This window comes from Limnoraphis robusta BA-68 BA1 (assembly GCF_034932365.1).
Classification (GTDB): domain Bacteria; phylum Cyanobacteriota; class Cyanobacteriia; order Cyanobacteriales; family Microcoleaceae; genus Capilliphycus; species Capilliphycus robustus.
In genome coordinates this window covers 26,088-49,848 of sequence record NZ_JAYGHR010000013.1, presented here as the reverse complement: position 1 = coordinate 49,848, position 23,761 = coordinate 26,088, and the positions used below count along the sequence as shown (strand labels likewise).

Annotated in this window: 19 protein-coding genes and 1 pseudogene; 12 read left to right on the top strand and 8 right to left on the bottom strand. The window is 44.9% G+C overall.

Features of this window, described 5'->3' with window-relative positions:
• Positions 1 to 74: 74 nt before the first annotated feature.
• The 6 genes from VB836_RS08130 to secA all read left to right on the top strand — a co-directional run bounded on the left by VB836_RS08130 (position 75) and on the right by secA (position 6,085).
• On the top strand, positions 75 to 272 hold the full coding sequence (locus tag VB836_RS08130; RefSeq protein WP_323218856.1) for a hypothetical protein: 198 nt from the start codon (positions 75 to 77) through the stop codon (positions 270 to 272).
• A gap of 253 nt (positions 273 to 525) precedes the next feature.
• A complete protein-coding gene (locus VB836_RS08125) occupies positions 526 to 1,065 on the top strand; it encodes an inorganic diphosphatase (protein WP_046280541.1) in 540 nt (179 codons plus the stop codon).
• Positions 1,066 to 1,091: 26 nt separating this feature from the next.
• Positions 1,092 to 1,451: an aspartate 1-decarboxylase gene (gene panD, locus VB836_RS08120; protein WP_323218855.1), complete on the top strand. Its 360-nt coding sequence runs from the start codon at positions 1,092 to 1,094 to the stop codon at positions 1,449 to 1,451.
• A gap of 153 nt (positions 1,452 to 1,604) precedes the next feature.
• On the top strand, positions 1,605 to 2,513 hold the full coding sequence (locus VB836_RS08115) for an MBL fold metallo-hydrolase (protein WP_407659599.1): 909 nt from the start codon (positions 1,605 to 1,607) through the stop codon (positions 2,511 to 2,513).
• A 42-nt stretch (positions 2,514 to 2,555) separates the two neighbouring features.
• Positions 2,556 to 3,119: a cytochrome C gene (locus VB836_RS08110; RefSeq protein ID WP_323218854.1), complete on the top strand. Its 564-nt coding sequence runs from the start codon at positions 2,556 to 2,558 to the stop codon at positions 3,117 to 3,119.
• 173 nt (positions 3,120 to 3,292) lie between these two features.
• On the top strand, positions 3,293 to 6,085 hold the full coding sequence (secA, locus tag VB836_RS08105; protein WP_323218853.1) for a preprotein translocase subunit SecA: 2,793 nt from the start codon (positions 3,293 to 3,295) through the stop codon (positions 6,083 to 6,085).
• 451 nt (positions 6,086 to 6,536) lie between these two features.
• Here the strand turns inward: secA and VB836_RS08100 are convergent, their stop codons facing one another.
• Positions 6,537 to 7,262 (bottom strand): Crp/Fnr family transcriptional regulator, encoded by a 726-nt coding sequence (locus tag VB836_RS08100; RefSeq protein WP_046279416.1) that lies wholly within the window; start codon positions 7,260 to 7,262, stop codon positions 6,537 to 6,539.
• Positions 7,263 to 7,569: 307 nt separating this feature from the next.
• Here VB836_RS08100 and VB836_RS08095 point away from each other — a divergent pair, with 307 nt between their 5' ends.
• Positions 7,570 to 8,403, top strand: a complete 834-nt coding sequence (locus VB836_RS08095) for a DALR anticodon-binding domain-containing protein (protein WP_046279417.1) — start codon at positions 7,570 to 7,572, stop codon at positions 8,401 to 8,403.
• Positions 8,404 to 8,466: 63 nt separating this feature from the next.
• On the opposite strand, the gene VB836_RS08090 is transcribed toward VB836_RS08095, so the two are convergent.
• The 5 genes from VB836_RS08090 to petP form a co-directional block, all read right to left on the bottom strand.
• Positions 8,467 to 8,676: a hypothetical protein gene (locus tag VB836_RS08090; protein ID WP_046279418.1), complete on the bottom strand. Its 210-nt coding sequence runs from the start codon at positions 8,674 to 8,676 to the stop codon at positions 8,467 to 8,469.
• 97 nt (positions 8,677 to 8,773) lie between these two features.
• A complete protein-coding gene (locus tag VB836_RS08085; RefSeq protein ID WP_323218850.1) occupies positions 8,774 to 11,272 on the bottom strand; it encodes a transglycosylase domain-containing protein in 2,499 nt (832 codons plus the stop codon).
• Positions 11,273 to 11,419: 147 nt separating this feature from the next.
• Positions 11,420 to 12,418 (bottom strand): chlorophyll synthase ChlG, encoded by a 999-nt coding sequence (chlG, locus tag VB836_RS08080; protein WP_323218849.1) that lies wholly within the window; start codon positions 12,416 to 12,418, stop codon positions 11,420 to 11,422.
• 218 nt (positions 12,419 to 12,636) lie between these two features.
• A complete protein-coding gene (locus tag VB836_RS08075) occupies positions 12,637 to 13,758 on the bottom strand; it encodes a Get3/ArsA fold putative tail anchor-mediating ATPase NosAFP (RefSeq protein WP_323218848.1) in 1,122 nt (373 codons plus the stop codon).
• A 233-nt stretch (positions 13,759 to 13,991) separates the two neighbouring features.
• Positions 13,992 to 14,198, bottom strand: coding sequence for a cytochrome b6f subunit PetP (gene petP / locus VB836_RS08070; protein ID WP_323218847.1), 207 nt, complete (start codon positions 14,196 to 14,198; stop codon positions 13,992 to 13,994).
• A 334-nt stretch (positions 14,199 to 14,532) separates the two neighbouring features.
• Between petP and VB836_RS08065 the strand changes: the two genes are divergently transcribed.
• The 3 genes and pseudogenes from VB836_RS08065 (at position 14,533) to VB836_RS08055 (ending at position 20,312) form a co-directional block, all read left to right on the top strand.
• A complete protein-coding gene (locus tag VB836_RS08065; protein ID WP_323218846.1) occupies positions 14,533 to 18,318 on the top strand; it encodes a diguanylate cyclase domain-containing protein in 3,786 nt (1,261 codons plus the stop codon).
• 155 nt (positions 18,319 to 18,473) lie between these two features.
• Positions 18,474 to 19,728, top strand: a pseudogene (locus VB836_RS08060) (RNA-guided endonuclease InsQ/TnpB family protein).
• 62 nt (positions 19,729 to 19,790) lie between these two features.
• The gene (locus VB836_RS08055; RefSeq protein WP_323218844.1) at positions 19,791 to 20,312 is read left to right on the top strand and encodes a phycobiliprotein lyase; all 522 of its coding nucleotides are present in this window, start codon (positions 19,791 to 19,793) and stop codon (positions 20,310 to 20,312) included.
• A 90-nt stretch (positions 20,313 to 20,402) separates the two neighbouring features.
• Here the strand turns inward: VB836_RS08055 and VB836_RS08050 are convergent, their stop codons facing one another.
• Both VB836_RS08050 and pheS read right to left on the bottom strand, forming a co-directional pair.
• Positions 20,403 to 21,044: an SH3 domain-containing protein gene (locus VB836_RS08050; protein ID WP_046279423.1), complete on the bottom strand. Its 642-nt coding sequence runs from the start codon at positions 21,042 to 21,044 to the stop codon at positions 20,403 to 20,405.
• A 48-nt stretch (positions 21,045 to 21,092) separates the two neighbouring features.
• Positions 21,093 to 22,085: a phenylalanine--tRNA ligase subunit alpha gene (pheS, locus tag VB836_RS08045; RefSeq protein WP_323218843.1), complete on the bottom strand. Its 993-nt coding sequence runs from the start codon at positions 22,083 to 22,085 to the stop codon at positions 21,093 to 21,095.
• 140 nt (positions 22,086 to 22,225) lie between these two features.
• Between pheS and surE the strand changes: the two genes are divergently transcribed.
• Positions 22,226 to 23,029, top strand: coding sequence for a 5'/3'-nucleotidase SurE (gene surE, locus VB836_RS08040; RefSeq protein ID WP_323218842.1), 804 nt, complete (start codon positions 22,226 to 22,228; stop codon positions 23,027 to 23,029).
• Positions 23,030 to 23,313: 284 nt separating this feature from the next.
• Positions 23,314 to 23,718, top strand: coding sequence for a hypothetical protein (locus VB836_RS08035; protein ID WP_046279426.1), 405 nt, complete (start codon positions 23,314 to 23,316; stop codon positions 23,716 to 23,718).
• Positions 23,719 to 23,761 lie beyond the last annotated feature (43 nt).

Sequence of the window (23,761 nt, the reverse complement as noted above, 5' to 3'; positions counted from 1 at the left end):
CAATTGAGTAATTTCATGCTATAATCGCTAGGTAATAGTTAGCATAATACGCTCCAAAGCTTACGACATTTTGTATGGAATCCGATAGTCAACCTCCGAGTGCCTCTAGTCATTCTACAGACTGGTTTGCGAATTTTGTGGGAACAGTAATTGCACTCCTAACCCTAACCCTACCCCTGCTAGCCATTGCCCACTATTCCCCCAGTCAGGGTACAACTTGGCCAACTCCTCCAGACCCCCCGATACAAGGTTTTACCCCGAATCAACCCTAGTGGCAACCTCCTGAGTGCGAGCAAAATCTCCTAAATTTCCGTTGAGCAAAAATTCTCAACCCTGAAAAACCCAGCTTAAAAAGGGTTTTTCGCCTTTAGAAACAGCCTCATCGTCTCGATTATCAATTTCAGGCTTGGCTCGAGAGCGCGATCGCTCCTAGAATGCTAAATGGAGGATGATCAATCACAACCTGTTGGTCGCTCAACAGGCCGATGCAACTCCTCCCTAAAAAAATAGCTTGGAGAACGATCAGTGGACTTATCGCGCATTCCACCCCAGCCAGAGCCGGGACTGATTAATGTACTCATCGAAATTCCCGCCGGAAGTAAGAATAAGTACGAGTATGACAAAGACTTGCAAGCCTTCGCCCTTGATCGCGTGCTGTTTTCCTCCGTACAGTACCCCTATGATTACGGCTTTGTTCCCAATACTTTAGCCGATGACGGAGATCCCCTAGATGGTATGGTGCTAATGGATCAGCCCACCTTCCCCGGATGTGTGATCGCAGCTAGACCCATTGGTATGTTAGAAATGATAGATGGTGGCGATCGCGACGAAAAAATTCTTTGTGTTCCTCACAAAGATCCTCGCTATAAGCAAGTGAAGTCGCTTAATGATATTGCTCCTCATCGCTTAGATGAAATCGCTGAATTTTTCAGATCGTATAAGAATCTAGAAAAAAAAGTCACCGAAATTCTGGGCTGGAAAGATGTTGATCATGTTAGCCCTTTAGTAGAACAGTGTATCGCCGCCGGAGATGCAAAAGGCCGGGACTCCGATGCAGAACATTAATAGCGGTGATCGCTTGAGGTAGAACCATGTACCGAACGCTCCTCTTGGCAAAAATTCATAACTGCAAACTCACGGCAGCCAATCTAGAGTATGTTGGTAGCATTAGTATCGACCAAAATCTACTGGAAGCCGCAGGTATTGTCGTCCATGAGCAAGTTCAAGTTGTTAATCTTGCCAATGGGGAGCGTCTGATCACCTATGTAATTCCTGCACCCCCAGGCTCAGGAGCCGTAGAACTCAACGGTGCTGCGGCTCGCTTGGGGATGACAGGCGATCGGGTGATAGTTATGTCCTACGGACAGTTGACTCCCGAAGAAATCAAAACCCACAGTCCTAAAGTGGTTTTTGTAGATGAAAAAAACCGAATTCTTGAGGTTCGGGGCTAAAATAAGACTGGTTAGAAGAGATAGAGTCTTGAATAACGCTACTTACAGCGGTGCAGTTGTCTAATCCTTGATAGAGCAGTCCTCATCAGCGCACTCGATGAGGCTTGATGTCTTACATTTTTAGTCCAACGTTTAAGGTTGAATACCACAACGATGTCGTCAGTTTCTGATCCACCTGCTCAGAGTCAACAGCCTTCCGAACAGGCCCAGATGGAGACCAACCCCTCAACCGATTTTTATGTGCAGTTTTGGGGAGTAAGAGGAACAGTTCCCACTCCAGGCAGTCAGACCGTTCGCTATGGTGGCAATACCTCCTGTGTGGAAATGCGCTTAGGGAAAAAACTGCTGATTTTTGATGGGGGGACAGGTCTGCGAGTCCTGGGTATGAGCTTGCTCAAAGAAATGCCCCTCGAAGCCTATATGTTCTTCTCTCATACCCACTGGGATCACATCCAGGGCTTTCCCTTCTTCGTGCCTGCTTTTATCCCGATTAATCGCTTTCATATTTACGGCGCGATTGCTCCCGATGGTAGCACCATCAAACAAAGACTCGCCGATCAGATGGTTCATCCGAACTTTCCGGTTCCCATGCACGTCATGCAATCGGAGATGAAATTTTATGATATCGTTCCCGGAGACATTGTATCACTCGATGATATCAAGATCGAGACCGCACCGTTGAATCACCCGAACGTGGCTACGGGGTATCGCGTTACCTGGCAGGGACAGACCGTAGTCTACTGTACTGACACCGAACATTTTCCAGATCGATTGGATGATAACGTTTTACACCTGGCTCGCGACGCTGATCTCCTGATCTATGATGCTACCTACACCAACGAGGAATACTACCACCCTAAATATCCCAAAATTGGCTGGGGACATTCAACCTGGGAAGTAGGAGTAGAAGTGGCTAAAAAAGCCGGAGTTAAAAAAATCGTCATGTATCAACATGACCCCTCTCACAGTGATGACTTTCTCGATCAGGTAGAAGCCGATGTTCAAGCTGTTTTCCCCGAAGGAATCGTCGCCCGAGAAGGAATGCTGCTGAAAATTACCTAGTCATGGTTCATCTTATCGATCAAATGATCTCAACCACTGCCTATGTCCGATTTTAGACCCCATTTTCCCAGGCTTAGAAGTCGTTCCTTGCGGGTACTAATCTTTGCGATCGCAATATTTTCCTTCTTCGGTCACTTGGTCGCTTGGAGTTCAACGCAACTATCGCCACAAAGTCAGCCGCCTACCGCGATCGCCTCGAATCAAATCGCTACAATTGAACAGCTTCCCCCTCGGTTTGAACTCGGACAACAACTCTACCTGGAAAACTGTTCTGGCTGTCACATCGCCCTACCGCCTCAAGTCTTACCTTCCCAAACTTGGAGACAAATCCTACAAGATAGCCAACACTACGGACGTCAACTCCCCCCCCTTGTCGATCCACCCCGTCTGCTGATTTGGAACTACCTACAAACCTTCTCGCGTCCCCTCAACCTCCAAGAAGAACAACTCCCCTTCCGGGTGGAACGATCACGCTTTTTCAAGGCGATTCATCCGCGAGTCGAATTTTCTCAACCGATTTCCGTTAATAATTGCTCGATCTGTCATCCGTCAGCCTCGGAGTATAACTTCCGAAACTTAACTTCAGAGTGGGCTGATTCACCTTGAGAGAATCAGTCTCAGCTCTTTTCATGCCCTCGAAAATTAGAGGATTAGCAGCTAAAATTGGGCGCTATCACAGACCAATTGTAAAGGTTCACCCATTTAAAGATCCAGCTTTGAGGCATCGATTGCTACAATAAGCAATAAGTTCTCGTCGGTGTAAAGGTCCTGTTGTTGCCATGCTGAAAGCTCTGCTGGGCGATCCAAACGCTCGCAAACTCAAGAAATATCAACCGATCGTAACGGATATAAATGTTTTAGAAGAAGAAATTCACGCACTCTCCGATGAGGAATTGACGGCAAAAACCGGAGAGTTTAGAGAAATTCTAGCAAAAGCAAAATCGCGTGACGAGCGGGAGCAAATCTTAGACGAAATTCTTCCTCAAGCCTTTGCAGTCACCCGAGAAGCGGCACTGCGAGTCTTGGGAATGCGTCATTTCGACGTGCAACTGTTGGGTGGGATGATGCTTCATAAAGGCGAAATTGCCGAGATGAAAACCGGGGAGGGAAAAACCCTGGTCGCTACCCTACCCGCCTATCTCAATGCACTATCCGGTCATGGGGTTCATATTATTACCGTTAACGATTATCTCGCTCGACGAGATGCAGAATGGATGGGTCAAGTTCATCGCTTTCTGGGGTTGAGCGTTGGATTAATTCAGCAGGGCATGAGTCCAGATGAACGCCAGAGAAATTATGGCTGCGATATCACCTATGCAACCAACAGCGAGGTGGGCTTTGATTATCTCCGCGATAATATGGCAACCTCGATGGATGATGTAGTTCAGCGTCCTTTTAATTTCTGCATCATTGATGAAGTAGACTCGGTTCTGATTGATGAAGCCCGGACTCCTTTGATTATTTCCGGTCAAGTCGAACGTCCCAGCCAAAAATACATTCGCGCCGCTCAAGTGGCCAGAACACTCCAACCCGAAGAACATTACGAGGTGGATGAAAAAGCCCGTAACGTTCTTTTAGGAGATGAAGGCTTTGCTAAAGCAGAAGAACTGCTTGGGGTTAAAGATTTATACGATCCTAACGATCCTTGGGCGCATTTTGTATTTAACGCGGTTAAAGCCAAAGAGCTTTTTATCAAAGATGTAAACTACATTGTCCGTGAGGATGAAGTGGTGATCGTTGATGAATTTACCGGACGGGTGATGCCGGGACGTCGTTGGAGTGATGGGTTGCATCAAGCGATTGAAGCAAAAGAAGGCGTTGATATTCAGCCGGAAACTCAAACCCTGGCAACCATTACCTATCAAAACTTCTTCCTGCTTTATCCCAAATTATCCGGGATGACGGGAACCGCTAAAACCGAAGAAGTTGAATTTGAGAAAATTTATAACCTACAAGTCACGATTGTACCGACAAACCGAGTCACAGGTCGGGTTGATTTATCCGATGTCGTTTACAAAACTGAAAGCGGAAAATGGTCTGCGATCGCCGAAGAATGTGCCAAAATGCACGAAATTGGTCGTCCGGTATTAGTCGGTACCACCAGTGTGGAAAAATCGGAGTTGCTTTCTCGCTTGCTGGCAGAGCGTCGTATTCCCTATAATCTCCTCAACGCTAAACCGGAAAACGTTGAACGGGAATCGGAAATTATCGCCCAAGCTGGACGCAAAGGGGCTGTGACTATTTCCACTAACATGGCGGGTCGCGGAACGGATATTATCTTGGGGGGAAATGCTGACTTCATGGCGCGACTGAAAATGCGGGAATATTTTATGCCTCGCATTGTTAAGCCTGAAGATGAACGAGAATTGCAAATCAAGCGGGTATTTTCTGGAGGCGGTGGAAGTGGTGGTCAGGGCTTTGGCGGTGATCTCAAAAAAGGCAAATCTTGGAAAGTCGCCCCGCAAATTTTTCCGACTCAACTCTCTCGAGACACTGAGCAACAATTGAAAGAGGCGGTGGAATTTGCCGTATCTCAATATGGAGAACGAAGTCTACCTGAATTGTTGGCTGAAGATAAACTTGCCATTGCCTCAGAAAAAGCGCCGACCACAGATCCGGTGATTCAACGCTTGCGGCAAGTATACAAGACTCTGGTTGCAGAATACGAAAGCTTTACCGATCGTGAACACGATGAAGTCGTTGAACTCGGGGGGTTACACGTGATCGGAACTGAACGTCACGAGTCTCGGCGTATTGATAACCAACTGCGGGGACGGGCAGGACGACAAGGCGATCCGGGTTCTACTCGGTTCTTCCTGAGTTTGCAGGATAACCTCCTGCGGATTTTTGGCGGTGATCGCGTTGCGGGTTTGATGGATGCTTTCCGCGTTGATGAGGATATGCCCATTGAGTCGGGAATACTTACGCGATCGCTCGAAAATGCTCAGAAAAAGGTGGAAACCTACTATTACGATATCCGTAAGCAGGTGTTTGAGTATGACGAGGTGATGAATAACCAACGTCGGGCTATCTACGCGGAACGGCGGCGGGTGTTGGAAGGTCAGGACTTGAAAGAACAGGTAATTAAGTACGGCGAACAAACGATGAATGATATCGTTGATGCTTACATTAACCCTGATCTGCCTTCTGAAGAGTGGGATGTGGAAAATGTCGTCAGTAAGGTCAAAGAGTTCGTTTATTTGCTGTCAGACTTGAATGCAGACCAACTGGCTGATCTTAACGTTGATGAGATTAAGACCTTCTTACACGAACAGCTACGCAACGCTTACGACATTAAAGAAGCCCAAGTCAATCAAATCAAATCGGGTTTGATGCGAGAAGCTGAACGGTTCTTTATTTTGCAGCAAATAGACACCCTTTGGCGCGAACACCTCCAACAGATGGATGCGTTACGCGAATCAGTCGGATTACGCGGCTACGGGCAAAAAGACCCTTTGATTGAGTATAAACGCGAAGGCTACGAACAGTTCCTTGACATGATGACTGACATTCGCCGGAATGTGATTTATTCAATGTTCCAGTTCCAGCCTCAGCCCGCAGCGACTATTTAGATTTCAGAACTTATTTCTTGACAAGCTGAGATTATCGTGTATATTAGTATCAGTGTGAGGAGTGAGGTCTGTAGAAGAAGTGCTTGGGGTCGAAACACGGCCAGACTCCCAGGCACTTTTTCTGTTTTCAATTTCGTTGCTGGGGTAGTAAATGGATGTTTTGAGAGGTTTCATCTATTCGAGAGTCTGATCTTTGAGTGTTAGAGCGCAAAGTCCGATCTTGGCGGAAACCGCTCGAGAAGGAACTTTGCAAGAGAGGAAATAAACGTTAACACGGTTTATACCGCGTTATATCAGTTTTATAAAGCAGAACAATATCAAACCAAAAGCTTGACAAAAGATCTTTGCCAAGTTAAATGATAAAATCTTCTGATCAGCATGAGATACCCCTGAAGTCCTAGAAGTTCTCTTCCAGAAAGCTGAATGATTTGAGCGGTTGACAGCATCGCTTCTAAACTGACTGTTCTTTCTCACTTGGCGCAGGTAAACAGATTAAATTATCGTCTTGGGTGTAAATTAACCCAGAAGTACGCAATTTCCCCATCAACCGCGTCACCGTTACACGGGTTGAACCAATAGCACTGCCAATTTGAGAGTGAGTTAAGGGCCAGGGCAAACAGTAACCTCGAAACGAATGTTCTTCACTCTCACTAACGTAGTATTCCCCGTATTCTTCAATTAAAAGCGTCAAAAACCCTAAGAGTCGGTCAATCGTTCGACGCTGACCCAAGGTACTTAACCATAACAACTTTCGCTGATGTTGATATCGGAACGCATCTAAAACTTCCCGGCGAAAGTGCGGCCAATTATCCAGATCTTCCCAGTACATCCACAGAACATTAGTATCATCCGTATGGGCATAAGCTTGTAGTGAAAAAGGCGACTGGGCGACCAACTCAAACGGTTGACCTGCGCCGACAAAACCCAGAAACGCCTCATCTAAAGCGCGACGAGAGACTTTAGCCTCAGATTGATGAGCAGAGGTTCCCAGTTGAGCGCTACCAACTAATCGCACCGATCCTCGTTGGACGAGATAAAGCAAACCCGGGCGGGCTGGAATTCGTTCATCCTTATTAAAGTTGCGACAGCGATAATGTTCCTGCGCCCAGTCAATAATACGCTGCCAGGTTAAAAAAGGTCGATTGGTAGTTTCAGACGATACAGGGGTTGACTGCATAGCAAGATAAGGGGGAGAGTTCAAGGACAATTTTCAGAAGCTGATTGGGCTTCTTGAACAAGCTGAGGGTTAAACTTGGCACTCAAAACAGAACAGGGAGGAAGCTACACTTGAGATATTGCTGATCTCAATCGGGTCTCTTGTACTAATGTAGCAAAAAACACATCATCTGCGGGATTTCCCATTAAATTCTATAGACGGTTTTTCACAGAGATGGGGTACACAAACCTACACCCGATTGGGTCTGAGTTCCGGAATCTGGGGTCAGGATCTTGTTTCTTTTTTGAGGCATCATCACATAAATTGTATGGAAGTCCCAGCAATTCAATGTTTTTTGGTTAACAAGCTGCACCAGCACATCCAAAGTCAAGGAATTCACCTAGACCCTCAGGATATTCCCATTCATCCGATTAAAGACTCTTGGCCGATACGATATCAATCAGCGATCGCCTTGAAACTCGCTACCATGATCGCTCAACAGCCTACAGACATCGCCACTGAAATGCTGCGCGGTTTTTCACTCAAAAGCAAGTGCGGAGACATTGGCATTCAGGTCATTCCGTCGGGAATGATAGAATTTCAATTAACAGATCATCGAGTCGCAACTTGTTTACAACAAATGACTCAAACCCCTTTAGCTGAATCGAGTTTCCCGGTTTCCTCAAAAGTTATTATCCCCGAAAATAACCATCAAAAATTATTTGCTGTACAATACAGTCATGCTCGTTGCTGTTCTTTACTGCGGTTAGCCGATCGCGATCGGATCATAACCTTAACTCAAGCAACATCCCAAACAACTTCACTGCTTTGGTTATTCGTCAAACCTAGTCCTATTCCCTGGCTTGATCCAGAGGGAAAACTGCAACTTAGTCATCGTGATGAACGTCAGTTAATCTGGCATCTGCTCACCAGTTTAGACGCTTGCTGCACATCATCCGATCAACGATTCTGGAAAAACAAGGCTAATCTCCTTTCTCAAGCCTTTCAAGCCTTCTACAGTCAGTGTCAAATTTGGGGAGAAGTCAAACTCGAAACCCCACAGCGATCGCAAGCCAGACTCGGATTAATCTTAATCACCCAATCTATCTTAAAATTTATTTTACAAGAAAAACTCGGCATCATAGCACCATTAGAACTGTGAAAATAGTGCAGAAAAGAAGCCTGCTTTGAAGTCACAGGCTTGCTAAAATATCTCTAAAAAATTCTACTCAATCGTAATAGATTGCGGCCCCTTATTCCCATTGCTCACAGAAGTCGTTGAGGAAGTGTCCGATACAGAAGCTCCCTCCTTTTCTAACCAGGTTTTCACCGGATCATCAGACAAATTCAACTTGAGAATACCAGAGACAAACCCACCGACAAATGCAATGGGCTGTTGGATCAATCCTTCAAAAATTGGCTTTAGTTCATCCATGACAACTTAAAGTCTCCTTATCAATCAAATCAAATCGAGGATTGCCTTTTCTAAAATCTTAGCGCGTACAGTGAAAAAACAGGTAATGACTGAATCTCTAATAGCTCTCATAACCTGAACTCCCATCATCGTAGTAATTGGAGTTGTAGTCATTGTTATAGTTGTAGTCATTGTTATAGTTGTAGTCATTGTTATAGTTGTAGTCAGAATTATTCTGACTATTTGAGAAGTGGCGATGGTAATCTGGATCATCTTGTTTGACCGCCGCACTACCCGTTTGGATCTGGTTCGGTTGATGGGGTTTAGCCTTAATACTACCCTTGCGACCCTCCAACTCCGGTAATTTTGGAAAATCCTCAACCGGAATATCCTCAACCACCTGTTTCATAAACTGGCGCCAGTTGTAAGCTGCGGTTTCACTGGTTCCCCAAGTCGGTTGGTTGTCATCATTGCCCAACCAAACTCCCGTCGCCATCTGAGGAATATAACCAATGAACCACAGATCTCTCGCCTCCTCAGAAGTTCCCGTTTTTCCAGCCACTGATCGATCATACAAAGAAGCCGAACTTCCCGTTCCCCCTTGAACAACCCCTTCTAACATCCAAGTCGTGATGGCAGCGCTACCTTTATCTAAAACTCGTTTTGGTTTAAAATCTGCTTGATAAATCGTTTCACCCTTTTGGTTAATCACGCGGCGAATGCCATGAACCGGAACATGATTCCCCTCAGCCGCCAGAGTTCCGTAAGCATTCGTCAACTCGAGTAAATTCACCTCATAAGCCCCCAACGCCAGAGAATAAGTCGGTAGTAACTTCGAGTGAATACCCATATCCTTCGCCATTTTGATCGCAGGTTCAAAACCCACATCAACCAAGACTTTCACCGCCACCACATTCACCGAACTACTGAGCGCATCAACCATCGAACGCCAATTATTCGAGTGACGATTGCCATAATTCATCGGTCGATAGCCATCGACTCGGTAAGGTTCATCTTGGTAGCTATCATAGGGAGAAAATCCGGCGGCGATCGCCGTCGCATAAACCAAGCCTTTAAACGTCGATCCGGGCTGACGTTGAGCTTGAGTAGCGCGATTAAATTCACTTTCAGCATAACTCGATCCGCCGACCAACGCCTTCACCTCACCCGTGCGAGGATCAATCGCCACTAAAGCCGCCTGATCAAAGCCTTGAGAAGCCCCATCAAGTTCTACCGCTTCTTTAACCACTTTTTGGGCAATTTCCTGCCACTTGAGATTGACACTCGTTTCAATCGTCAATCCGCCTATCTCGATCGCTTCTGGGGAGATATATTTCGGCAACTCCTTCTCAATGTAGCTGGCAAAATAAGGAGCGCGGACTTGTAAACGTTTTGGCGAACTCGGCTGAACCGCTAAGGCTTGTTCTTTCACCTGTTCGGCTCGTTCTGGTGTTAGAAACTCTGCATCTTGCATTCGTTGCAACACCACATTACGGCGTTGTTTAGCAGCCTCCACATCAACCAAAGGAGAATACTGACTCGGAGCCGGAGGCAAACCCGCTAAAGTCGCTATTTCTGAGAGCGTCAGCCTTTGAACAGGCTTGCTAAAGTACACCTGAGCAGCATCTGCCACCCCATAAGCACCCGAACCCAGATAAACTAAATTCAAATAACGCTCCAGAATTTCTGCCTTGCTCATCTGTCGCTCCATTTTCTGAGCCAGTAGAGCCTCCCGCAGCTTCCGCCAAACACTGTGTTCTTGATCGAGAAAAACCATCCTCGCCAATTGCTGGGTGATCGTACTTCCCCCTTCTACCACACCACCCGCCAACAAGTTCGAGCCAAAAGCCCTAACAATACCTTGGTAGTCAACCCCTGTGTGTTCGTAAAAGCGACGATCTTCAGTTGCGACAAACGCTTTTACCAACTGCTCGGGAATCTCCTCTAACTTCACCTGTTCCCGAGTTGCGGGGCCACGCTGCATCAAAATCGTGCCATCTGCGGCTTTAATGGTTAAAGTCTCATCCCGATTGTAGGTTGAAAGATCAGTCACCTCGGGCAAATTTTGGTAAAGCTGATAAAACTTCCAACTGCCATAACCAATAGATCCCCCGCCCACCGTCACCACACCAATCCCCACCCAAACACTCGTCCGCCGATACCAAGGAGTTTTACCTTCTGAGGTTGTGGGAATTTTCGACCTGACCCAAACCCAAGCACGACCATACCAACGGGTAGCCTTGGAGTCATTGTCTTGATCCTCTTGAGATTCAAGATCTCCATTCTCAGAGTCCTCATCCAGTTCAGAAGTTTCCTCTAAAGGATATTCTTGGGGTAACAACGGAGAACTGGCATCGGTTTCTTGCCTGTCTGAGTCCGACTCGAACCTTTCTGAAGTCGAAGTCGAAGGATTTTGCGAGTTCATTCCTTCTGCAATCATGGCAGTATAATGCTCCTGTTGTGAGAGAGTCGGAAGTTGCACTCCACCCTGTAGAGGCTCATGAATTGCCCCTACGACTTGCTTTGGCGCATCTCTAGACTCAGTTCGTTTGTCACCCGAATCAACCGGGCTGCCCATCGGCTTAAATTGATTGTCCGTATCCCGAGGCAATTTCATCACTGGTCTGCTCCCAAAATTCGTTGGAAACGGATATCTCAAGAGGGAAAGACAGATACTCAGTCAATCGCTTTTTCTGTATTTCCGCTTAGGATATCTGTTATGAGGTTGAAAATCAACCTTTTCAAATTGGGTCTATTCAAAAGATTAGGCGGCGTGACCGAGTGCCAAACCTACAACTAACATTCCCAAGACTAAGAATGGTTGGGCGCTGGCTTGATATTTCACATCATTTTCCAAAGGATTGCGTAGGAAATACATATCCTGAAATGTAATCTGAGGAATCACCAACAGTAGCACAATAGTGGCATACAGGTTTTGCTGGATGCTGATCAGATAAACCGCCACACCCGCCTGAAAGATATCAATCATCAACACACAAATCCAAGCGGCTACACCCACGCCAAACATCACAGGCAACGATTGTAAACCCAGTTGGCGATCGCCTTCTACACTCTTAAAATCATTAACGATGGCAATTCCTAGCCCCGCTAAACTGTAGAACAGGGTCAAAACCACTATCGTCGTATTCAACTCCCCAAACAAAGCATGACCCGTCCACCAAGGTAAAGCAATATAACTCGCTCCCAAGGCATAATTTCCTAACCAACCATTCTTTTTCAGCTTCAAGGGAGGAGCCGAATAAATGTAGGATAAAAACGCTCCACCCAAACATAGAATTGTAATCGTTGGGAATTCATGTTCAGCCCAAACATCCAACCCATAGGACAAAGCCACCCCCAAGGTTAGCAAAATCAAAATTTGCGTTACCACTTGAGGAATCGAAATCGCGCCCGAAGGAATCGGTCTGTAGGGTTCATTAATCGCATCTAAATCGCGATCATAAAAATCATTCAAAGTCTGAGTGTAGCCAGCCATCAACGGCCCAGCTAGCAGCATACAAGCGGCTGCAATCAAAAAATCTTCCACAGTCCAAGTATAGTTTCCCGAAGAAGCTGCCCCACAAACCACACCCCAGATTAAAGGAATCCAGGTGATCGGCTTCATCAGTTGCAGACGAATTTTCCAGATGGACTTTTCTCCAGGGGCTGCCCCCTTCATACCCAAGAGTTGCCGAGTTTTGGCACTCCTATCTGGATTTGGGTTTGAGTTCTCGCGAACTTCAGAAGTTGGTGTATCAGACATAATCAGTGAAAGTTGGGAGGAGTTTTTACAGTTATCAGTGACCAGTTACCAGTGACCAGTTACCAGTGACCAGTTATCAGTGACCAGTTATCAGTGACCAGTGACCAGTTACCAGTGACCAGTTATCAGTGACCAGTTACCAGTTACCAGTTATCAGTGACCAGTGACCAGTGACCAGTTAAAAGTCTTTTTGCAAGATTGCAAGATTGCCTATTCCCTTAGAAAGAAATGATCAAGTAATTGTTTTGAAACTTGGCTCCGGTCACAGGTTTTCCCCGTAGGGGGTCAGGGAGAAAAATATTTCTGCGCTGGTCTCCGGCTTCTATGGTGACTTCAGGGCCGTATTGAGTGAGTTTAATTTGTTTTTTATCAAAACCGGGGAAAAATAGGCTCACTTGTCGTTTAGCCACGTCTATGGTGATCGACCGAGGGGCTGAACTGGCTTGGCTAAAGTCCGGTAAAGCTGACATCAAGGGTTGCCAGTCTTGACTTGAGAGTTGCGGTACAGAATCCACCTTGAGCGGGTCAAAGGCTTGAGTAATTTCATCCGTTAAAAAGATTTGAGTAATTTCATCCGTTAAATTGGCTTGATTGAGAATCACCCCACCCACCGTTAAACAGACTTGTTGAGCGCTTCCCCAGAGGTAACGAGCCGTCGCGATCGCAATCGGATCAGGTGTTGTCACCAAATAAGCCACAACTCGATTTGGGTCAGCAACGGCTGCTTTTCCCTCTTCTAGAATATTATTAACCTGATTGGTCGGTTGATCAAAATTATTTGCCGATAAATCCACACTCAACACCGCACTGCTAACGGGTTGAGCAAAAGGAGAAACAGCTTTCCAAAAGTCCGACTCCACAAAAACCTGACGAAACCGACGCACATACCAGCTTAAAACCTCTGGCATTCCCAGCATTCTCAGGGTTTCTTGGCTTGCAACCCCATCATAGATAATCACGTCGTATTCTCTACTGCCCTCGTATTGTCGAAGAGCATTTAAAGCCAACGCACTATCCATTCCGGGCAGTACCCCGAGTTCCTGACCGTAAACATTTTTAAAAAAGGGAGTGCGAACATATTGGGCTTCTAAGGTTTTGAGTTCTTCCCAACTTTGTTCTAATAATTCAGCACTTTTGAGATAAGTTGCTTTTAGACTTGGTGCGACTTCAGTCGGTTGAGAACCGACCGTTTCGCCTAGAAGCAGGCTAAGGGCTGGACTGTTGTCTTGAGTTGCAAGTAGAACTCGCTTTCCCTGCTGTGCCAACCGTTTAGCGGTTGCGACTGCCATTGTGGTTCGTCCGGTTCCACCTTTACCCAAAAAGGTTAGTATTAAAGCCATTTACTCTTTACCTACTGCTAAAATCCCTGAAATCTTTTCGGTTTAACTGCACTTTGAAATCTTAGCGTATGTTTTTTACTGTTTTCGACACCTTCGCCGCAGTCACCCGGATAGAGGGTTGAAGTCGGGGAGGCACCTGACGAGAAACAAAAAACGGGTACAGAAACCGGGTTTTTGTGTAAGTTCTTGCTCTGTCATAGCCACCGACTCCAGTACCCAAGCCTTACCGGGAGTTAAGGCGCAACCTCTAGTTCATCTTCAAAGAACCACGTCGATAGGTTGCCATCAAGTTTGACCATGAAGCCAACTCCGCTCCCATCAACCATTTTGTAGCCTTCGACTATGCCGAAAGGATTTTGTTTGAGTTTACTAACAACATTTGCAGGCATCCGATCTCTAATGCGGCGTACCTTGACTTTCTGACCGATTTCGATTGCCACTTCCAGTGTTCTCCATAGGAGTTTAACCAATCCACAGTTTATCTGAATCTGTACCCTCTGCTCCATCTTTTGGGGTAGGGACGTGGGTCAGAGATTGCTGTGACTCAACGTTCAGGTTAATTCCAAATTTATACGGATCTCCATCGAATCAAACATCTAATTGAGTTAGCATAAGAGAAAACTGACAATCATAGAATTCAACAATTGATTTTCAATCAATGTATAAGTTGTGTGAAATCTTGAGCCATTTTAAATCCAATAAAAACTTCTATTTGATTGATAAACTCCATTGTTATTCGTAAGTTTTAATCAACCCATTTTAAATTTCATCAGAATGAAAAAGAAAAAAAATTATCAAAAACCGTTTTTATTCCAACTAGCAGACTGGAAAAACAATCATCTTTCTTTTCAAGAAAAACTGAATCTAATTGTCAAAGAAACTCGTGATTTTCTCAACGTAGATCGAGTCAAAATTTATCAATTTCAAATAGAGGGAAGCGGTGTTGTTATTGCTGAATCTGTTAAATTAGAACAATTACCCTCACTGCTCGGCTTGCATTTTTCAGCCCAAGATATTCCCTCTGTTGCTCGCGCTCAATTCAATAAAGCCCATCAACGAATTATCATAGATGTCTCAGCCAAACGAAAAATCCTCGACTCCGCCAACTCACAATTAAGTGAACCGAATCGATTAAATACTGAGATTCGCTATGCTCCAGTCGATGAATGTCATCTCCAATATTTAGTCGGAATGGGAGTTTTATCATCCTTGGCTATTCCCATTTTTCACTGGGAACAATTGTGGGGGTTATTGATCATTCATCATGCGGAACCGCGACGCTTTAGCGAACCCGAACTGCAAACAGTAGAACTCTTAAGTAAACAAGTTTCCCTGGCAATTGCCCAAGCTACATTGATAGCCCAAGCCGAACAACAACAACAACAAGAAAAAGCGATCGCTCGCATCAACAAAATTTTCGCTGAAAACCTTGACGAACATCAAACCTGGCAAACTGTTCTTGAAGAAAGCATCAAGATCTTAAAAGGCGATGGAGGACGTGTTTATTTCACAGAGGATCTCACTGGTCAATCCCCCAAATTATACACCTGTGGCGAACAACCGAGCCTAGCCGAACTCGAAAACAGTTCAAGTTGGCAAGATTTGATCCAGCAAAACACTCAACCCATTAAGCCCAAACCCGATTCCACACCGTTTAAAAATGTTGATGAGAGTCATTCCATCGGAAACAACAAGCCCTGTATTTTTACAGTTCTAGAGTTTTCCAAACATCCCCATTTGCAACCCCTAACGGAAGCATTTGCAAATACTTCCATTCACTCATTACTGATCATTCCTCTGGGATCTCGTCAGCAAGAAATCGGTTATCTCACCTTGTTTAGAACACAACGAGAAATCGAAATCCTGTGGGCAGGCTACCATAACACCGATCCACGCAATCAAATCACTCGACGCTCCTTTGAAACTTGGCGAGAAATACGGCGACAAGCTCCCATTTGGCAACCTAACGAACTCAAATTAGGACAATCGCTGAGTCTACACCTTTATGTTGGCTTTACGCAACGCCAACTGACTCATCTGATCGAGAATCAAGCCTCCTATGATCGAGTCACCAAACTCCCCAATCGGATTGTCTTAGAACAACAACTAACACTAGCATTAATTGATGTTCTGCACAACGGCAATATGGTTGCAGTAGCAGTTTTAGGCTTAGATCAGTTTAAAACCATTAATGAATCTTTTGGATATCAAGTCGGAGATAGTTTCTTACAAGAAGTTGCTGTTCGTTTGCAAAGTCGCCTAGAACAACTCCAACTGAATAATACCCTGCTGGCTCGTTGGCATGGGGATGGATTTGCATTAATCTTTTCTCAGGTGGCTTATGCCGATGACACGATAACCCTGTGTCAAAGCTTGCTTGACATCTTTCGAGAGCCATTGTACATTCACACTCAAGCTATTTACCTCAACGGCAGTATCGGCGTGGCTTTGGCACCCTACGACGGAGAAAGTGCAGCAACACTCCTCAAACACGCAGAAATTGCCCTAGATCAAGCCAAACAATATGGCAAAAACACCTACAAACTCTATACACCTGAGAGTGCAACAACCAATGCAGTTCATCTGACACTAGAAATGGACTTACAGAAAGCATTAAAACAAGAGGAGTTTGCCATTCACTACCAGCCCCAAATCGAACTCTCAACAGGAAAACTAAGCGGTTTAGAAGCTTTAATTCGTTGGTATCATCCTCGCTTTGGGGTGATATATCCTCATCACTTTCTTCCAGTCGCCGAACACATGAACGAACTCAAAGCTATTGGGGCTTGGGTTTTACAAACGGCTTGCACTCAACAACGCATTTGGCAACTAACAGGATTATCCCCTGCAAAAATTAGTGTCAATCTCTCTGTGAATCAGTTTCAACAAGAGGATTTAGTTGATGTGTTGATCAGTACCCTTCAACAAGCCCAGATGGAACCTAAATATCTGGAACTTGAAATTACAGAAACTGCTCTTATGGGCGATATTGAAAGATCAATGATTCGACTCAAGCAATTGCGGCAAGCCGGAATTCAGATTGCAATTGATAATTTTGGTCGAGGTTATTGTTCTCTCATTTATCTCAAACATTTACCGATTCAAACTTTAAAAATAGATTCGTCTTTTGTCGAAGATTTAATGAGTGATCCGAAGCAAGGTGCTATTTTACAGGCTCTTGTCAATTTAGGGAATGCTCTGGAATTTAATGTTTTAGCGAAGGGAGTGGAAACCCGACAACAGTTAGAATTTTTGCAATCTATTGGTTGTAATCAGGCTCAAGGTTATCTGATTAGTCATCCTTTATCGGCAGAAGGAATCATTAAATTGTTGATGAAATCTCAACCTCTGACACCGATTTATTCTAGATTATGTACAACGAATAGCCCGATTATTCCTTTGAGCGGAACTCCAGTTTCTACACCCGAACCTTTAGCTCAAACGGTAGCCATAGATCAACAAACACTGGCTGAAAAAATTCTTGAATATGCTCATTTGAAAGAAGAACTTAAACAGCAAGCCATTCGAGAAAGACTCGTCATGGAAATCGGACAGAAAATTCGCAATTCTCTCAATCTCAATGATATTCTTAATACAACGGCTCAAGAAGTACGAGAGCTTTTGGAAACAGATCGGGTGATTTTGTACCGCTTTGATGCTCAGTGGAATGGAACCGTTGTAGTTGAGTCGGTTGTACCCGGTTATCCAGCTAGCTTAGAGGATGAAATTGATGATCCTTGTTTTAGAGAAAGCTATGTTAAATATTATCGTCAGGGAAGAATTAGAGCCATTGATAATATTAAGGAAGCTGATTTGAACCCTTGCCATATCGAACTCCTGGAACGCTACGCCGTTAAGGCTAATTTGGTGGTTCCGATTGTTTATCAAGATAAATTATGGGGATTGATGATTGCTCATCATTGTCGGGATATTAGACATTGGGAACAACATGAAATTAAGCTTTTGAGTGAATTATCCGCTCAAGCCGCGATCGCCATTCATCAAGGGGAACTTTATCAACAACTAGAAACCGCTAATCAAGAATTAGAACGTTTAGCTGCTCGTGATAGTTTAACTCAAATTGCGAACCGTCATTGTTTTGATCGGGTGTTAGAAAAAGAATGGACTAGGTTAATGCGATCGCAAGATCAACTGTCGCTAATTTTATGTGATATTGATAGTTTTAAACTCTACAATGACACCTACGGACATCAAGCCGGAGATCATTGTTTGCACCAAGTCGCCCAAGCGATCAAAGCGGGAGTCAAACGTCCAGCCGATTTAGTCGCTCGTTACGGAGGAGAAGAATTTGCTGTGATTTTACCCGCTACTCCCTTAGAAGGGGCGCTGCGAGTGGCGGAGGAAATTCGAGTGCGGGTGAGGGCCTTGGGTATTTCTCACGCTGAGTCCGTTTATGGCTGCGTGACGCTTAGTTTGGGGGTTGCGACGGTTATCCCCAATACGAGTTTATCAATTCCTATCCTGATTGGTGCGGCAGATGAAGCGTTGTATCGAGCCAAGGCGACGGGACGCGATCGCAGTTGTGGGTCTTCAAATTGAAACAATTCTGTTGTGATCACCTCCGACTGCTACACTGAGAAGATTAGCCGCTCAGATTTACCGAAGTTGAGCGGAAAGCCCCAGCCTTTAGGCATGGGGATGGATAGCGAACAATTGATATTGTTATACGGGGAGTTGTGTGGCAAAATTATACCATGATTGTACGAGAAGCTAAGTTATTAAACGGTTCCAAGTCTCAATACTCAAGACTTGATGATGCCATAAGAACTGCTCAATTCATCAGAAACAAGGCAGTTAGACTATGGCGAGATGAACGGGATGTGGATAAATCTCGCATTTCTCGCCTCTGTAAAGAGTTGGCGAAAGAATTCCCTTTTGCTAATAAACTTAACTCAATGGCACGTCAAGCTTCTGGTGAAAGAGCTTGGAATTCAATATCTAGCTTCTATCGTCGTTGCCGTGAGGGAGCGTCGATAAAAGGCTACCCTCAATTCAAGAAACATTGTCGCTCAGTTGAGTACAAGACTACTGGCTGGAAACTGTCAACTGACTGTAAATCAATTAATTTCACAGATGGGTTTAAAGCAGGTGAATTTTCTTTATTCTGCAACTCAGATGTTAGAAGGGATTTGTTTACATTGAAGATCAATCGAGTGAGAGTAGTCAGACGAGCCGATGGGTATTATGCACAATTCTGCTTTAATGCTAATCGGTCTGAACCGGGAAACTATACCGGAAAAGTAGTCGGTTTAGACTTGGGTTTAAACTATTTCTACAAAGACACTAACGACAATGCAGCCATCTATCCCAAGTATTTAAGGTCATCTGAAAAGCGAATTAAAAAGCTACAGAGACGACTATCTAGGAAGTTTTTTAAGGGTAAAAAGCCCCAATCAAAAAACTACCAGAAAGCAAGAATTAGACTTGGAAAAGCACATTTGAAGGTTCAACGCCAACGCAAAGACTGGGCTGTAAAACTGGCTCGGTGCGTAGTGACATAATCACGATGTTGTGGTATATGAAGACCTCAAGATACAAAACATGGTAAAGAACCATCATTTAGCTAAGTCGATTTCCGATGCAGGTTGGTATCAATTCACTCAATGGTTAGACTATTTTGGAAAAATTTGGGATAAAGCGGTGATTTCTGTTAGTCCAAACTTCACCTCTGCCGATTGTTCTAACTGTGGTTTTCGGGTGAAGAAATCACTCAGCACCCGGACTCACAAATGCCCTAAATGTCAGACAGAAATTTGTCGGGATACTAATGCGGCACTGAATATTTTCAAGAAGGGCATGAGCATTTTAGGGGCTGAGTATAACAGTACCGAAGGGCATTCGGAAACTGCCTCGTTCGAGGAAACGCTTGGGGAGACTTCCACCTCTGTTAATCAGGAGACATCCGACTTAATAAGTGGTGTTGATGAACCAAGAATTAGCAATAGCTAAGAATCCCCTTTCTTTAGAAATGGGGAGTATGTCAAATTAGACCAGAAACATAAACAAGCTTGATGGATATTTCAGAATTCCTTGAACTTTCTGCGGGTAAGTGGTTTTCTCAACGTACTATTCACAACTTATCCTCTGGACAATTGCAAGCAGGTAAATCCAACCTGACGATTACGCTTTTGCCTCAAAATGAACCTAGCATTACTCAACTGTGCGAACATCACCAAGTTGATCCGACAATGGCTTGGGGGGGATTACAACTGGCTTGGGAGGGAACTGTAGAGGGCGACTCTCAAAGCCAGACGGGTTCAACAATGTTAGTTCCCTTGATTGACTCTGATTCACCCCATGAAGGTCAATTTTTACAAAAAAGACCAGGTTATGATGACCATGCCTTCAAAGGGAGTTATTTTTTAGGAGAGGATGAAGTTTTAGTTTTGATTACAGAAACCGATAACTTTTATGTTGAAGAACGGTTATGGTATCTGATGCCCAATTTGCGACTGCGAACCAGCATTTTCAAGCATACCAATGGTTTTAGCCAAGCTTCTTTTTGTTCAGAAATTCGGATTGGCATTAAGTAGACAGTGAACAGTAACCAGTTATTTCAGTTTACAGTTATTAGCTATCAACTGTTCCCTGAAACTTGGTTACTGTTGACTGATAACTGTTGATTATCGGCACATAATTAGGGTATTGGCGGAGATAAAACCTGCTAACGGTTCGGCAATTTCGACCCAATTGCGAGGTTCATTATTCGGATCTCGAATCAGTTTATAACCTTCGACGAGGTAGACTTCCTGGCCCGAAGCGATTCCTCCCACACGAGACGCCGAACTAGAGGGTTTTGATCGAACCGCCACGCCTCTGGGTGCAGCGAAGCGATCGATGCGACGACATAGAGAAGCAGGTTGTTGAGGCGGCTGAGAAATCACATCATCCGAACATAGCATTAAGTTACTGCGTCCTCCCGGATAACCATTGGAGATAAATCCCCGCATCGGATAGGTAATTTCGATCCAAGTTCGACCATCAGGCCCCCGAATGCCTTGATAATTGCGAACCAGGGTGACTTCATCTTTATGGCGAACCCCCCCGACTCGGGGAGAATTAGGAGTAGGTCGAGCGCGAACCGCCAAGCCTTGAGGTTCAAACACCTGACGACACAGATCGGATGTCGTTTCAGCGCTGCCTTCAGAGGGGGAAAATTTAGACGGAACTGCTTTTTCATTGGCGATCGCCCGATAGGGTATGGCGATCGCAACGATTAACAAACTACCCAGCCAGGGTATCCACCGAGACTCATAAGACAACATATTTATTCTCGTTCAACTCCTCACACAACCCACACACTTGAAAATTGATTAAAATTGTCGCAAAAAGCGTAAATCACTGGCATAGACCCGGCGAATATCATCAAGCTGATGTAAAACCATCGCAAAGCGTTCGACCCCAAATCCGGCGGCAAATCCGGTATATTTCTCCGAATCATAGCCAACGGCTTTAAACACATTCGGATCAACCATGCCACAACCCAAAACTTCTAACCATTTGCCTTGCCATTGTAAGTCTACTTCGGCTGAGGGTTCGGTGAAGGGGAAATAACTCGCCCGGAAGCGAATCGGTAAATCCCCAAACATCTGACGCAGGAACTCTTTAATTGTCCCTTTGAGGTCGCTAAAGCGCAATCCTTCATCAACTGCTAGGAGTTCGATTTGATGAAACACTGCCGCATGAGTTGCATCAACGGTATCGCGCCGATAAACCCGACCCGGTACTATAACCCGTAAAGGGGGTTTTTGTTGTTCCATGTAGCGAATTTGTACCGGAGAAGTATGGGTTCGCAGTAAGTTCCCATCCGGTAAATAGAAGGTATCCTGCATATCTCGGGCCGGATGATCGGCAGGCATATTCAACGCGGCAAAGTTGTAATAATCGCTTTCCATATCCGGCCCTGTGGCGACGGTATAGCCCAAACCGACAAAAATATCGAGGGCGCGATCAATGATGCCGTTGAGGGGGTGTATTTGACCTTGGGGGCGATAAATTCCCGGCATGGTGACATCGAGGCTTTCGCTTTTCAGTCGGGCTTCGAGTTGGGCGGCTTGTAGGGCAGTGCGTTTATCGTCTAAGTCGGTTTGGATGGCTTGTTTGACTTCATTTGTGATCGCACCAATACGGGGACGTTCACTCGGATCGAGTTTTCCCATTGCCCCAAGCACTTGGGAGAGTTGACCTTTTTTGCCAAAGTAGTTAATTCGTAACTGTTCGAGTTGATCGAGGCTTTGGCAAGCGGTAATCTCGCTTTGGGCATTTTGGCGCAGTTCTTGGAGTTGGGCGTCAATTTCTGTAGTCATATCGGGAATGTTTACTATACAACTTGGAAGTTTAAAGCAAAGTTAGCCGTGCAGATTGAATATCGCGCAATATAGACTATAGACTAAAGACGCTTACTATCTTCTGCCCTGCACCTACACGATAATCAGAAATTGCATCCATGAAACTGTTAATCAGTAATGATGACGGCATTTTTGCCCAAGGAATTCGTAGCCTTGCTAATCATCTCGCAGAAGTCGGCCACGAGGTCAAGGTGGTTTGTCCCGATCAAGAACGATCGGCTACAGGTCATGGTTTGACGCTTCATCAACCCATTCGGGCGGAGAAGGTGGAATCGGTTTTTCATCCCCAGGTGAAGGCTTGGGCTTGTTCGGGAACTCCGGCGGACTGTGTGAAGTTGGCTTTGTTTGGGTTACTCGATACTCGCCCGGATTTTGTTCTGGCTGGGGTGAACCACGGCCCGAATTTGGGAACGGATGTTATCTACTCGGGTACGGTTTCTGCGGCGATGGAAGGGATGATTGAAGGCATTCCCAGTATTGCTTTGAGTCTGGGGAGTTATTCGGCGCGTCAGTTTCAAGCGTCTGTTCGTTTTGCGGAACGTTTGCTCAAACAGTTGGAAAAATGTCCTTTATCTCAGGTTATGCTGCTTAATGTTAACATTCCGGCGGTGCCTGAAGAAGATATTCTGGGTGTGATGATCGCTCGTCAAGGAATTCGTCGCTATATTGATATTTTTGAAAAGCGCGTTGACCCCAGAGGGAAAACTTACTATTGGTTAGCCGGAGAAGTCTTAGAAGAGGTCGAAGATCCTCAAAAGACTTTGATTAATGATGATTTACCAACAGATGTGCAGGCTTTACGCCAAAATTACATTACTATGACTCCCCTGCAATACAATCTCACTCACACGACCGGATTAAAAGAATTGCAAACCTGGCACAATGAACAAATTACCGATTGAAAATTAAGACAGTCTTAAGTCGGTTGACAAAAAAGAGCAGTTGTGATGAAAAGATTCGGTTTTTGTCAGACTCGATCTGCTTCTTTTTTAGGGATGTTGACTGATTGTATCTTTTTTACCGAAAAAATCCGTATTTTCGAGGTTGATGGAAATAGCAGGAGAGTTAGACTAGAGATAGAGAGCAACATTGTGCCGCATCGCTGATGCTTCTACGAGAGTTGTTACTTTTGCTTGCAAGGGGTCGTCAGTTTTGTCTACCTGAGTCATTTTGAGTCATTTATTCTATGAACGCTGATACCTTCAATACATACTCTGTTACTTGTCCGATTTGTCATCATACAAGCATTGTCTCCTCAATGGGGGTGTTTGGTGGACTGTTCACTTGTCCCCATTGTCATACTCATTTTGTGATTAGCAATAGTGGCCATTTTGTTCGTGATCCTTTCTGTCTACAAAAGTGGGCTGTTGGGCAGATGTTACGCCGTCAGAGTCATCCTTGGGCGAGAATTCGTCGAGATTTATGGCTGACTCGACGTTTTCCCCTGGCGGTTTTAGTCAGTGGCATTTTATTTATCAGTTTAGCCATTGCTGCTACTAATCAATTGAATACTGAACAAAGTACACTCGATATGCAGTCCGAGTCTATACAGGAAGAAGAATCTGATTCTCAATCTCCTGATTTTCATTGAGTGACTGAGATTAAGGTTCAGCAAGTTTTGACTGCAATTTTTG

Coding starts and splice junctions, on each gene's coding strand:
- chlG (WP_323218849.1), bottom strand. CDS start 12,418: ATGTCTGATACACCAACTTCTGAAGTTCGCGAGAACTCAAACCCAAAT.
- VB836_RS08090 (WP_046279418.1), bottom strand. CDS start 8,676: ATGGATGAACTAAAGCCAATTTTTGAAGGATTGATCCAACAGCCCATT.
- pheS (WP_323218843.1), bottom strand. CDS start 22,085: ATGACTACAGAAATTGACGCCCAACTCCAAGAACTGCGCCAAAATGCC.
- VB836_RS08115 (WP_407659599.1), top strand. CDS start 1,605: ATGTCGTCAGTTTCTGATCCACCTGCTCAGAGTCAACAGCCTTCCGAA.
- VB836_RS08110 (WP_323218854.1), top strand. CDS start 2,556: ATGTCCGATTTTAGACCCCATTTTCCCAGGCTTAGAAGTCGTTCCTTG.
- VB836_RS08100 (WP_046279416.1), bottom strand. CDS start 7,262: ATGCAGTCAACCCCTGTATCGTCTGAAACTACCAATCGACCTTTTTTA.
- surE (WP_323218842.1), top strand. CDS start 22,226: ATGAAACTGTTAATCAGTAATGATGACGGCATTTTTGCCCAAGGAATT.
- VB836_RS08065 (WP_323218846.1), top strand. CDS start 14,533: ATGAAAAAGAAAAAAAATTATCAAAAACCGTTTTTATTCCAACTAGCA.
- panD (WP_323218855.1), top strand. CDS start 1,092: ATGTACCGAACGCTCCTCTTGGCAAAAATTCATAACTGCAAACTCACG.
- secA (WP_323218853.1), top strand. CDS start 3,293: ATGCTGAAAGCTCTGCTGGGCGATCCAAACGCTCGCAAACTCAAGAAA.
- VB836_RS08055 (WP_323218844.1), top strand. CDS start 19,791: ATGGATATTTCAGAATTCCTTGAACTTTCTGCGGGTAAGTGGTTTTCT.
- VB836_RS08075 (WP_323218848.1), bottom strand. CDS start 13,758: ATGGCTTTAATACTAACCTTTTTGGGTAAAGGTGGAACCGGACGAACC.
- VB836_RS08130 (WP_323218856.1), top strand. CDS start 75: ATGGAATCCGATAGTCAACCTCCGAGTGCCTCTAGTCATTCTACAGAC.
- VB836_RS08050 (WP_046279423.1), bottom strand. CDS start 21,044: ATGTTGTCTTATGAGTCTCGGTGGATACCCTGGCTGGGTAGTTTGTTA.
- VB836_RS08035 (WP_046279426.1), top strand. CDS start 23,314: ATGAACGCTGATACCTTCAATACATACTCTGTTACTTGTCCGATTTGT.
- VB836_RS08095 (WP_046279417.1), top strand. CDS start 7,570: ATGGAAGTCCCAGCAATTCAATGTTTTTTGGTTAACAAGCTGCACCAG.
- VB836_RS08085 (WP_323218850.1), bottom strand. CDS start 11,272: ATGAAATTGCCTCGGGATACGGACAATCAATTTAAGCCGATGGGCAGC.